At 44.0% G+C, this 11,916-nt stretch carries 10 protein-coding genes; 2 read left to right on the top strand and 8 right to left on the bottom strand.

Going from position 1 to position 11,916, the window contains the following annotated elements; translation table 11 throughout:
- Positions 1 to 8: 8 nt before the first annotated feature.
- Positions 9 to 1,565, top strand: coding sequence for a SpoVR family protein (locus KHN78_RS12530; RefSeq protein WP_211916281.1), 1,557 nt, complete (start codon positions 9 to 11; stop codon positions 1,563 to 1,565).
- A gap of 243 nt (positions 1,566 to 1,808) precedes the next feature.
- On the opposite strand, the gene kdsB is transcribed toward KHN78_RS12530, so the two are convergent.
- Genes kdsB through KHN78_RS12505 form a run of 5 tightly spaced genes read right to left on the bottom strand, consistent with a single transcriptional unit; the run spans position 1,809 to position 7,796 of the window.
- Positions 1,809 to 2,567 carry a 3-deoxy-manno-octulosonate cytidylyltransferase gene (gene kdsB / locus KHN78_RS12525; protein WP_211916280.1) on the bottom strand — a complete coding sequence of 253 codons (759 nt, stop codon included), beginning with the start codon at positions 2,565 to 2,567 and terminating at the stop codon, positions 1,809 to 1,811.
- On the bottom strand, positions 2,567 to 2,746 hold the full coding sequence (locus KHN78_RS12520; RefSeq protein ID WP_128810529.1) for a Trm112 family protein: 180 nt from the start codon (positions 2,744 to 2,746) through the stop codon (positions 2,567 to 2,569). Before KHN78_RS12520 ends, kdsB begins: the two co-directional genes overlap by 1 nt.
- Positions 2,727 to 3,734 (bottom strand): tetraacyldisaccharide 4'-kinase, encoded by a 1,008-nt coding sequence (lpxK, locus tag KHN78_RS12515; protein WP_211916279.1) that lies wholly within the window; start codon positions 3,732 to 3,734, stop codon positions 2,727 to 2,729. The genes KHN78_RS12520 and lpxK overlap by 20 nt, the downstream gene beginning before the upstream one ends.
- Before the next feature lie 5 nt (positions 3,735 to 3,739).
- The gene (msbA, locus tag KHN78_RS12510; protein WP_211916278.1) at positions 3,740 to 5,488 is read right to left on the bottom strand and encodes a lipid A ABC transporter ATP-binding protein/permease MsbA; all 1,749 of its coding nucleotides are present in this window, start codon (positions 5,486 to 5,488) and stop codon (positions 3,740 to 3,742) included.
- Positions 5,489 to 5,519: 31 nt separating this feature from the next.
- Positions 5,520 to 7,796 (bottom strand): DNA internalization-related competence protein ComEC/Rec2, encoded by a 2,277-nt coding sequence (locus tag KHN78_RS12505; RefSeq protein WP_211916277.1) that lies wholly within the window; start codon positions 7,794 to 7,796, stop codon positions 5,520 to 5,522.
- 8 nt (positions 7,797 to 7,804) lie between these two features.
- Here KHN78_RS12505 and KHN78_RS12500 point away from each other — a divergent pair, with 8 nt between their 5' ends.
- Complete coding sequence (locus tag KHN78_RS12500) at positions 7,805 to 8,314, top strand: DUF2062 domain-containing protein (RefSeq protein ID WP_211916276.1); 510 nt, start codon at positions 7,805 to 7,807, stop codon at positions 8,312 to 8,314.
- A gap of 201 nt (positions 8,315 to 8,515) precedes the next feature.
- On the opposite strand, the gene lolE is transcribed toward KHN78_RS12500, so the two are convergent.
- The 3 genes from lolE to lolC are packed head-to-tail and all read right to left on the bottom strand — an operon-like array spanning position 8,516 to position 11,671.
- Entirely contained in the window at positions 8,516 to 9,760 is a 1,245-nt protein-coding gene (lolE, locus tag KHN78_RS12495) for a lipoprotein-releasing ABC transporter permease subunit LolE (protein WP_211916275.1), read from the bottom strand.
- Between the two features lie 2 nt (positions 9,761 to 9,762).
- On the bottom strand, positions 9,763 to 10,470 hold the full coding sequence (lolD, locus tag KHN78_RS12490; RefSeq protein ID WP_211916274.1) for a lipoprotein-releasing ABC transporter ATP-binding protein LolD: 708 nt from the start codon (positions 10,468 to 10,470) through the stop codon (positions 9,763 to 9,765).
- Positions 10,463 to 11,671: a lipoprotein-releasing ABC transporter permease subunit LolC gene (lolC, locus tag KHN78_RS12485; protein ID WP_211916273.1), complete on the bottom strand. Its 1,209-nt coding sequence runs from the start codon at positions 11,669 to 11,671 to the stop codon at positions 10,463 to 10,465. The genes lolD and lolC overlap by 8 nt, the downstream gene beginning before the upstream one ends.
- Positions 11,672 to 11,916 lie beyond the last annotated feature (245 nt).

Here is an 11,916-nt window from a genome sequence, read left to right as displayed (position 1 = left end):
GGCTAGCGATGAATACAGCGACAAATAATCTCACAGGGGGCGCATCGCAGCGACGCAAGTCTATGTTACCTGATGGACCAGACTGGACGTTTCAGCTACTCGAACGCTATCACAAAGAAATAAAACGGGTCGCGGAACACTACCGTCTTGATACCTATCCAAATCAAATTGAAGTCATCACCTCAGAGCAAATGATGGATGCGTACTCAAGCATAGGGATGCCCATTAATTACAACCATTGGTCGTTTGGTAAAAAATTCATTCAAACAGAGCAAAACTACAAACATGGCCAAATGGGTTTAGCGTATGAAATCGTTATCAACTCCAATCCTTGTATCGCTTATTTAATGGAAGAGAACACCATCACAATGCAGGCACTCGTCATTGCCCATGCTTGTTATGGTCACAATTCGTTTTTTAAAGGCAATTACTTGTTCCAAACATGGACAGATGCCAGCTCCATCATCGACTATTTGCTCTTCGCCAAAAAATACATCGCTGAGTGCGAAGAACGTTACGGTGCCCATGAGGTCGAGCAGTTACTCGACTCTTGTCATGCTTTAATGAATTTCGGCGTAGATCGCTACAAACGTCCGGAAAAAATTTCGATCAATGAAGAAAAAGCTCGCCAAGAAGAACGTGAAGCCTACTTGCAATCACAAGTGAATGACTTATGGCGAACCGTACCTCAAGCGAAAACCAAAGAGGAAGATATTAAAGAGCGCTTCCCATCGGAGCCACAAGAGAATCTACTCTATTTTATTGAAAAACACGCCCCACTTCTTGAACCTTGGCAACGTGAGGTCGTTAGAATTGTCAGAAAGATCAGCCAATATTTCTACCCTCAAAAACAAACTCAGGTGATGAACGAAGGTTGGGCCACGTTCTGGCACTATACGATTCTCAACCACCTCTATGATGAGGGCAGTGTGTCTGAGAAATTCATTTTAGAATTTTTACACAGTCACACGAGTGTTGTTGCACAACCGCCTTATAACAGCCCTTACTTTAGTGGTATTAATCCTTATGCACTTGGCTTTGCGATGTTCCGTGATATCAAACGCATCTGTGAGGAACCGACTGATGAAGATAAAGAATGGTTCCCAGAGTTAGCGGGAACAGATTGGTTAGATGCAGTGCATTTCGCGATGCACAACTTCAAAGATGAAAGCTTTATCAGCCAATATTTATCACCTAAGTTGATGCGAGATTTTAAACTATTTGCCATTGATGACGATGACCGAAAAAACTTTATTGAAGTGTCGGCGATCCACGATGAGATGGGTTATAAACGCATACGGGAAACGTTAGCTGCGCAATATAATCTGGCGAACCTTGAACCGAACATTCAAGTATTTAATGTTGATGTCCGAGGCGATCGTTCACTCACGCTTCAATACGTACCTCACAACCGTATTCCTCTCGATAACAGCTACGAAGAAGTTTTAAAACACGTCTATCGTTTGTGGGGATTTGATGTCATTTTAGAAGAAGTGAAAGATACTGGACACAGAGAGATTTTATCAACCTGTCCAAAACGCAATCAATATGACACACATATTTAGCCAACGATGACGTGTCGTTTCACCCTGTCTCAGGTATTTATCTATCTTAGGTATTTATCTATTTCAGATACTAATCTTTATCAGAAAACAATCTATCTCTGAAAGCAATCTATCTTTGAAAGCAATCTACCTCAAAAAATAATAAGGCTCCTAAACTAGGAGCCTTATTATAATTTACACTGCGTAATGAAGTGTACGAAATACATTGTGAGTTACGCTAAACGTAAAAGAGTCTTAATGCGCTTATTGCTTTCGTTGTCCAACAATTACTCTCACAGCATCGAGATCTTCCTGAGTATCCACCCCTGCAGCTGGTGCTTCGCTCGCTACCGCTACATGGATTTTTTCACCATACCAAAGCACTCGAAGTTGCTCCAAGCACTCGATTTGTTCAAGAACACTTGGCTGCCAATTCACATAGGTATTAATGAATCCTGCGCGGTAAGCATATATACCAATGTGACGCATCAGTGGGTTCACAATCGTTTTATCTTGCTTAGCAAAGTTATCGCGATCCCAGGGAATCGTTGCTCGGCTAAAGTACATTGCATAACCACACTCGTCAGTGACGACTTTCACCGCGTTAGGATTGAAAACTTCCTCTTCTGATTCGATTTCAACCGCAAGCGTCGCCATCGGTGCATCACAACCTGCTAGGTTATCAGCAACTTGTCGGATAATTGAGGGCGGTATTAGAGGCTCATCGCCTTGAACATTCACGATAATGTGATCCGCAGGAATGGCCATCTTTTCTACGACTTCAGCTAAGCGCTCTGTGCCCGATTCATGGTTCGGAGATGTCATGCACACTTTACCGCCAAACTGTTTTGCGGCCTCAGAAACACGTTCATCGTCAGTAGCTATAATGACATCTTCCGCTCCCGCTTGAATCGCTTGTTCGTAAACCCATTGAATCATCGGCTTACCACCAATATCCGCTAATGGTTTACCAGGTAAACGGCTCGATGCATAACGCGCGGGAATGACAACCGTAAAAGACATTAGCGTCCCTCATCCATGCTCATGGTTCTTGCTTCAGGCTCAATCAGAACAGGGATCCCCTCTTTGATTGGGTAAGCAAGGCGATCCAGTTTGCAGATCAACTCTTGATTATCTTTATCGTACGTCAACTTACCTTTGCACACAGGGCAAGCTACAATCTCAAGCAGACGGTGATCCATAAGTCGCTTTAACCTCTTTTATTCGATTTAAAATTCGCTCTGCATCGTTTGATTGAAACTGAGCAGAAACAGGGAGATACCACCAATTATCTTGCGCATAACGATCGCATTTGACGGCATCTTTTTCTGTCATAATCACATTGGCCCCTTGTTGAGCCAATGATTCTAATTCTTGTCGGTCAAAGTCTTGATGATCGGCAAAGCCTTTCGTCACTTTGACATCCGCATTCATCGCAGTAAGTGTATTAAAAAATCGTGGTGGATGTCCGATTCCAGCAAACGCGACGAGTTCGTTCAGTTCGTTCACATCAACTTGCTGCTTTGTCTTTAGATTAATCGCCTTTGACGGTGCTAGAGACATTGGCATTTCGCCTGATTGTGCATGACCACCATTGGTAATAATAAAGTCGACCTCTTTGAGACGCTCCATGCTTTCACGAAGCGGTCCCAGTGGAATTAAGCTTTCATTCCCAAAGCGACGATTACCATCAACAATGACAAATTCAATATCACGTTCTAACGCGTAATGCTGCAGACCATCATCAGTGATAATGATATCAACACCCATTGGCAACAATGCTTGCACAGCATTAGCACGAACAGGATCCACGGCGACGGGCACCCCCGTTCGACGATAAATAAGCTTAGGCTCATCACCACAGTGTTTTGCTAATGTATTGGCATCAAGCACCAAAGGATATTGTGGCGCTTTCGCTCCATAACCACGAGACACAACGCCTGGTTTAAAACCAAGTTGCTGCAGTTGTTCTACCAGCCATACCACCACAGGCGTCTTACCATTACCACCCGCGGTAATATTACCGACCACGACAACAGGTACAGGCGCTTTATAAGCTTGCTTTTTACCTGATTGATATTGACGACGCTTAGATTTGCTAATTGCGCCAAATAACAAACTCAGTGGCCACAACAGTAGCCAAAGTAAATATTTAAGCGGATGGTTTTCAAACCAGATCTTTTCAACCACAGCAACTACGCACCAAATTGAATGCGATGAAGCTGAGCATAAGCGCCATCTTTAGCAATCAAATCAGCGTGACTGCCACGTTCCACGATTGCACCTTCATCCACAACTAAGATTTCATCTGCATTTTCAATCGTCGACAGGCGGTGAGCAATCACAAGCACGGTCTTATCTTTTTGCAGTTCATCCAGAGCAGATTGAATGGCACGCTCAGATTCCGTATCCAAGGCAGACGTCGCCTCGTCCAGAATCAAAACAGGTGCATCACGCAACAATGCTCGTGCTATCGCCACACGCTGACGTTGACCGCCAGACAAGCTCGCTCCGTTTTCACCGATCATTGCATCTAAGCCACCATCCATCTTGCGAATAAATTCCATTGCATGAGCTAGGGTCGCCGCTCTTTCAATATCTTCCCGCGTGTATTTGTCTTCTGTTGCGTACGCGATGTTATTTGCAATAGTGTCATTAAACAAATGAACGTTCTGCGAAACTAACGCAAATTGCTCACGTAAATTCTTCAACTCATAATCGCGAATATCATGACCGTCAAGCTTAATAGAGCCGGCGTTGACATCGTAGAAGCGGTTGAATAAGTTCGCTATCGTACTCTTACCAGAACCAGAACGTCCAACCAAGGCAACCGTTTTGCCTCGTGGGATATCAAAACTGACATTTTCAAGGGCTGGTTTTTCCGCACCTAGGTAAGTAAACGTCACGTCCTTAACCGATACATCACCTTTCGCACGTACAACGGTATATTTACCCTCATTTTTCTCAGGTTCAAGATCCACAAGGGCAAATAAAGTTTGGCTCGCCGCCATACCACGTTGGAACTGGGAGGTCACGTTAGTCAGAGCTTTAAGTGGGCGCATCAAACCAAACATCGCAGAAAAGACGACGGTAAACGTACCTGGCGTCAACTGTTCTTTAATCGAGTCGATACTTGCTAAATAAAGGACAACCACAATGGCAATTGAAGCAATCATTTGAATGATTGGGTTAGCAGCCGCTTGAGCCGTCACTAGCTTCATGCTTTGTTGACGCATCTGGTTACTGACTTTCTCGAAACGTTTACTTTCGATGTCTTGGCCGCCGTAACTCAATACGACTTTGTGACCTTTCAGCATTTGCTCCGCCGATGCCGTCACATTACCCATCATGGTTTGCATGTTTCTAGAGATTTTTCTAAATCGCTTAGAAACGACCCCAATACCCCATGCCACCAACGGTGCAACAGCGAATAGCACTAATGACAGTTGCCAGCTGTTATAAAACATCAGTACGAGTAAACCAATGATGCTTGCACCCTCACGTACAATGCTCACTAAGGCTTGGCTAGTCGCCGCTGATACTTGCTCCGAATCGTAGGTAATACGTGAAAGCAAATTACCGGTTTTCTCTTTATCAAAATAAGACACGGGCATGTGCATAAAGTGATTAAACACCATACGTCGCACTTGCATTACTACATTACCAGATACCCAACTTAAACAGTATGTCGAGACGAAGCCACTGGTTCCCCGAACGAACATCATACCAAATACGATCAAAGGAAGAGTGCGCAAAAAATCAGATTCCGCATTGCCAAAGCCCTCATCAAGTAATGGCTTTAGTAACGAAATCATATAAGTATCGGAAATAGCATTGATCACGAGTGCGACAATGGCGACGATCAGGCCGGATTTATACAGGCGGATAAATTGCCAAAGACGCTTAAACGTCTGCCAGGTCGTTTCATCAGTATTTATTGACATAGAAGTGCTTTATTTTCTTACATTAAGACTCTTATTCTACTCCCTTACGCAGCATCTGCCTATACCAGGGCTCAAATGACTCTCTACGTTTAGTATCAAAATACCAATTATCTTGATTAATAAACACGCTGATTTGTCCATCATGTCCTGTATCCAGCCATTCAATGCCTGCAGATTGATATGCCGCTTTTACACTTTCTGCTGGCATACCCCACTGATTGTTTTTTGCTAGTGACGCAATCGCTAATGTCGGATTCACAGCATGGATAAATTTGGGATTAGATGAGCTTTTACTGCCATGATGAGGGACGAGCATCACATCACTGTTTATCTTCTCAGCCTGCCGAGTTAACAACCACTCACTGATCGCTTCAATATCTCCTGTGAGTAGGACTCGAAAATGAGTTTGAGGATCCGTAATACGCAGAACGCACGAATGAGGGTTATATGCACGATTGACAAGCTTAGGTGGCCACACCACTTCTACCATTAAGCCCTGCCAAGTCCAATTATTATTCGCTACACAGGGCTGATAATTAAGCAATTTTTGGCTACTCAATTTCCTGCTCGGTTCAAATTGAGACTCAAGATAAACTCGGCCACCAGCATGGTCGGCATCAGTGTGGCTTAAAACTAAAGTGTCGATTGAGTTATAGCCTCGGCGATGCAATACAGGCCGAATCACCTGTTCAGCAATACTGCCACCTGCCCACGCTTTACCTGTGTCATACAACATAACGTGGCTGTCTTTTTCTATGAGTACTGCTAACCCATGCCCGACATCGAGTACGTCTAATCGCCACCCTTGCCTCTCTTTTGAAAACGGCAACGTGAGTATGACCGCAACACCACTTAATAGCATCCACGCAGGCCGGTCAAAGAAGCGCCTCAAGCTAAAAAGTACACAAACAAGAAACACTAATGATGACTGCTCAACGCTAAGCGGCTGCCAACTGCCTTGTGCAAACTCCAACGCCCACGTCATAGGCCAAAGCAGCCAATCCAATAATTGCCATAGCACGCCGGGAAACCAATATGTGATTGACGAGGTCATAAGTGACGATGACACAGCGAGAGCGAGGAACATCACTGGCACAACCACAAAACCAAACCAAGGGATAAAAACAAGATTGTAGAAAATAGAGGCTAGACTTGTTCCTACAAAAAAGTAGCCGCTAATAGGCATGATCAAAAGTGTCAGCAAAAACTGAACTTTAAGTAACGCTAGAAGCGGTTGTTTTCTACCCTTGCTGCCCTGCTGCATCACATTCACCGCGAGCAAAACAGCGGCAACAGAAAGGTATGAAAGCCAAAAGCTCATACTAAGAAAAGCAAATGGACTCATACTCAATTGAATAGCGACAGCGAGCAATAAAACACGCCAAGCGCTCCATTGAACAAGGAAGTACTTGAGCACCACGTATATCGCACACACAGAAAAAGCACGCGTTGTTGGTAACGAGAAATCGGCTAGCCATGCATAAGACAAAGCCGCTATCAAACCTATAACCGCAGGTAAATACAACAAATTTGATGCAATATAACGGGCACATACACCGATGGATGCGCCAAAAGCGTACGCCATCCCAATATGCAAACCGGATATAGAGATCAAATGGAGCAAACCACTGTCACGTAACTGCTGCCAATGCTGCTGAGTCAACCTAGTACGATCACTGAATGCCAAAGCACTTATTAGCGGAAAATGATGCAGATGCCTAATCTCGCGATTAACTGATTGAATAATACTTTGCCGAACAGAAGTATGAGTCCGAATAATCCATCGAGCTTGTGAAGAAACCACCGCTCTAGCAAGAACACCATTTCCAAATGATTGTTGTTCTATATCGAATCCAGCTTCGTTCCTTAACCCCGTGATGGCCTTCATCGACACTTGTGTCGTAAAATGACTGTTAACAGATAACGGAAATGGCGTTATCAACTTGATCTTAGGTTTAGCAAAAGGTAATAAACTCTTTGAATCAGCATGACTAACAGAGACAATTCCTTCATATCCGTGACTTATTTGCGTAAAAGGGCTGTCAACTGTGCCAATTATGGTAAGATCTTCACCTGCTTGAAAAAGGGCTTGTTTATGATGCTCCATGACATTGCCATGGACGACGACAACCATAGCGCCCAAAATTGCTCCTATGCAGATTAAGCCCTGACGCCATTTTATGATTGAACCGATAGCAATCATTCCCAATAGCGTCCATCGCCAATCTGGCATTGTCGGCCACCATGCTGACGATATAACGGTTACTACAAATAACACCAAGGTCCAACTTTTATCTGAGAGAGTCATGTCGTCCTATGCCTAGAAAGCTGATAAAACGCTTCATGCCAGATCATGAAATGATCAAACGCCAAAAAGCACTGAAAGTCTTCGGCAACGTGTTATACAACCCTAATTTGTGGTGTTTAAATCGTCGCTCTGCGTCTGGGGCGTTTGCCGTGGGCTTGTTTATGGCATTTGTTCCACTTCCTAGCCAAATGATCATGGCGGCAGGTCTTGCTATCTTATTAGGTGTAAACTTACCCCTGTCTGTTGCCCTAGTGTGGATCAGTAATCCAATCACCATGCCAGTGCTGTTTTATTTTGCTTATAAACTCGGCGCATTAGTCATGCATGTTCCACCACAACCTTTTCATTTTGAACTGTCATGGGAATTTATCATGCAGCAAATGAACACCATTGGACCTCCATTCCTATTGGGTTGTGCTATTTGTGGCATCGTATCTGCAATGCTTGGCTATTTTGGCATTCGTGGACTGTGGCGCTATTCTGTGGTGCGAAGCTGGCAAAAACGCAAAATACGATAATACCTTGTGAGACAAAAAGCAGTTCACAAGGCATTGAATGGAAAAGAGTTAACGTTAGTTGTGATAGGTAATGTAACTCAAGTATGAAAAGCGCTGAGCTATCGCAGACATCGCCAAGCAAAAGATAAAAGCAAAAAGGACCGACTTTCGGTCCTTTTTGTTACTTATGAGTTGGTACTCTAAAATAATGATATTTCTCGGTTACTTAGAACTCAAAACGGAAGCTGGATTCAACTTTGCTGCGCGAGATGCCGGATACCACGTCGCCAGCAAACTCAACACAATTGCAGTGATAGATACAAGTGCCACATCAGGCCAATGCAACTGAGAAGGCAAAAAGTCAACAAAGTAAATATCGCCCGACAAAAACTGATGACCGATCAGGCTTTCTACTCCTTTGATTATTGGGGTCAAATTCAGAGCCACCAGCACCCCAGCAACACTGCCTGCAATACTGCCGAAGACACCAGAAAAAACACCTTGCCAAACGAAGATACGTTTAATAAGGCTGTCTTTTGCCCCCATTGTGCGCAGAATAGCAATTTCTGCCGCTCGGTCTTTTACGGCCATCATAAGCGTTGAAACAATATTAAAACACGCGACGCCAATCACCAGAACCATAACTAAATACATGATGGTGCGGACCAATTGAATGTCTCGATACAAAAAACCAAATTGTTGCTGCCAACTCTTTAAGTAAACATAAACATCAATCTTATTCCCGACTTCACGGACAATCGATGGTGCGTCAAGAACATCATTGGTTTTCAAAGAAATACCTGTAACACCATCGCCTAGATGAGCGTATTGCTGAGCATCTTGTAACGGAACCAATGCTAGGGAATGATCAATTTGTCCATTAAGTGTCAAGAAACCTGAAACTTTTACCCGAACACGTTTTGGTGCCTGAACTTTATTTGAAACCCCCGTTTGCGGGATCATCAGCGTAATATAATCACCAACACCTACGTTTAATTCATTCGCAACGCCACGTCCTAAAATAACTTGCTGTTGTCCCGGATAGAAGCTCTGCCACGCTTTTGAATCGATAAACTCTGACATACTGGACACCGCTTGTTCAAAAGCAGGATCCACACCGCGCACTTCAATTGCTTTTAACTTACTGCCTTTTTCAGCCAAACCTGTAAATCGAACATAAGGCGCAGCAGCGATAACATTCTTGTGGCTGACTGCTTGGCTCATGGTTTTGCTGTAATTATGCAAAGGACCATTTACCCCCTCTAACTCAGCATGTGGAATTACCGACAACACGCGGGATTGCAGTTCACGTTCAAAACCGTTCATGGCAGAAAGGCCAATGATAATAACGGCCACACCAACAGCGATACCAATTGTTGACGAAAGAGAAATGAACGACACCATTTTATTACGCTTTTTGGCGCGACTGAATCGACCACCGATCATCAATGCTAAAGATGAAAACAAAATTAGCCCTCCGTGACCGTTGGTTCAATAGTAAAACGATCGACCAGCAAACCGTCTTGCATGTGCATCTGACGATCCATTTTTGCTGCTAGTGCATTGTCATGCGTCACGACTAAAAACGCGATATTCGACTCTTGGTTTAACTCACGCATCAAATCATAGATAGCTAGAGCCGTTTTATGATCAAGGTTGCCCGTAGGCTCATCCGCTAATACCAGATCAGGCTTGTTCACTAAAGCTCGTGCAATCGCAACACGTTGTCGTTCACCACCAGAAAGCTCAGATGGGCGATGCTCCATACGATGGCCTAATCCCACTTTCTCAAGTAATGCTTTTGCCGCGGCTTTGGCTTCTGACACTTTCATCCCACCAATCAACAGTGGCATTGCGACGTTTTCAATGGCAGTAAAGTCAGCTAACAAATGATGAAACTGGTAAACAAAACCAAGGTGCTTATTACGAAGTGCCGCTTGTTTATTTGAGTTCAACGCCGATAAGTTCTGCCCAAGAAAATCCACCTCCCCTTGAGTCGCATCATCTAACGCGCCAAGAATATGAAGTAACGTACTCTTACCAGAACCCGATGAACCGACAATAGAAACCAGTTCACCTTTATCGATATCAAAACTGACGCCTTTCAACACTTCCGTATCTAACGAGCCCTCTCGGTAGACTTTACGAATATCACGACATTCTAATAGCTTATTCATAGCGAAGTGCCTCAGCAGGTTTAACAGAAGATGCTCGGTAAGACGGGTAAACAGTTGCAGCTAGACTCAGAGCAATCGCCAGCACTACCACTAATAAAATTTGGAATGAGTCGATCACGATTGGTAAATGACCACCAAAGCTAAACAAAGCGACGCCGGCCGCTTCCAGAATCGCGTTTAAGTTGAGCGACAAAGCAACACCGACTGCACCACCGACAATCGCACCAATCACACCACTGCTTGCACCTTGCACCATGAAAATGGCCATCACTTGAGATTGCTTCATCCCTTGGGTTTTAAGGATCGCGACTTCAGATTGCTTCTCCATCACCACCATGATCAACGCAGAAATGATGTTAAACGCAGCGACACCAACAATTAAACCGAGCATCAACCCCATCATGTTCTTCTCCATTTTAACCGCTTGAAAAAGTTCACCACGTTGTGCACGCCAGTCACTCCACTCCCAGCCATTTGGCATTGGTGCATCAGCAAAGTCTGTCACCATAAACGGATCCGAGAAGAAAACACGCCAACCTGAAATCGTATCTTTAGGTAAGCGCATCAGTCTCGCTGCATCAGTCATATTGACGATCATCAGTTGGCCATCAACATCCGAACCCGTATTAAAAATACCCGCAACCGTAAAATTACGTTGGCTAGGGATACGTCCAAATGGCGTAAATTGAGTGGCATTGGTCACCATCAAACGGACTTTATCACCCATCGACACTTTAAGAGAGCGCGCCAAGCTGTGGCCCAGAAAAACTCTATACTCACCAGCTTGCAGCGAAGATAAACGGCCTGCGATCAAGTGATTAGAAATAGGATCGCCTAGTTTAGGCTCGATACCAATCAAGTAACCTGCGGTTAGCTGGACAGAACTTTGAATAACGGCTTCACCACGCACAATAGGCTCTGGCTTCGCCATTACCGACATGTCTTGTATAAACTGAGGAGCGGTTTCGGAAAGTGGTGTTTTACCATCATGTTGGGAAATAACAGCATGAGGTAACACACCCAAAATGCGATCTTTTAACTGTGCTTCGAAGCCGTTCATTACAGAAAGCACCGTCACCAACGCCATCACACCAATAGTGATACCCGCTGTCGACATATAAGACACAAACCGACTGAATCTATCTCCGGAGCGTCCCCGAAGATATCTCAAACCAATGAATAAAGAGATAGGATGATACATATAGAACAAACCAACTTGGTTATCTAATTATGAAGCTACAACTTAGCTAATTAATAAGCATTATCTTACCTTACTCTTTACATGAAGAAGACAAGATAATCGCTAAATTTGTCAACGACATGCAATAAGTCCGCATTTACCGTAAAAAGTTCAGCAAGAAAAACAGGGAAACTTGATAACTTACCCTGATTAGCGATAATCAGTGCTCTATCTGGCTCATTCTAAAATAAAATGAGAGCGCTCTT

This window comes from Vibrio sp. B1REV9 (genome assembly GCF_905175395.2).
GTDB classification, from domain to species: Bacteria; Pseudomonadota; Gammaproteobacteria; order Enterobacterales; family Vibrionaceae; genus Vibrio; species Vibrio alfacsensis.
The sequence above is the reverse complement of the archived record's forward strand: the minus strand, read 5'-3'. Positions and strand labels throughout refer to the sequence as shown.

Excerpts from the sequence above, each read along its gene's own strand:
- KHN78_RS12530 (WP_211916281.1), top strand. The coding sequence starts at position 9 with ATGAATACAGCGACAAATAATCTCACAGGGGGCGCATCGCAGCGACGC.
- kdsB (WP_211916280.1), bottom strand. The coding sequence starts at position 2,567 with ATGTCTTTTACGGTTGTCATTCCCGCGCGTTATGCATCGAGCCGTTTA.
- KHN78_RS12520 (WP_128810529.1), bottom strand. The coding sequence starts at position 2,746 with ATGGATCACCGTCTGCTTGAGATTGTAGCTTGCCCTGTGTGCAAAGGT.
- msbA (WP_211916278.1), bottom strand. The coding sequence starts at position 5,488 with ATGTCAATAAATACTGATGAAACGACCTGGCAGACGTTTAAGCGTCTT.
- KHN78_RS12505 (WP_211916277.1), bottom strand. The coding sequence starts at position 7,796 with ATGACTCTCTCAGATAAAAGTTGGACCTTGGTGTTATTTGTAGTAACC.
- KHN78_RS12500 (WP_211916276.1), top strand. The coding sequence starts at position 7,805 with ATGCCTAGAAAGCTGATAAAACGCTTCATGCCAGATCATGAAATGATC.
- lolD (WP_211916274.1), bottom strand. The coding sequence starts at position 10,470 with ATGAATAAGCTATTAGAATGTCGTGATATTCGTAAAGTCTACCGAGAG.
- lolC (WP_211916273.1), bottom strand. The coding sequence starts at position 11,671 with ATGTATCATCCTATCTCTTTATTCATTGGTTTGAGATATCTTCGGGGA.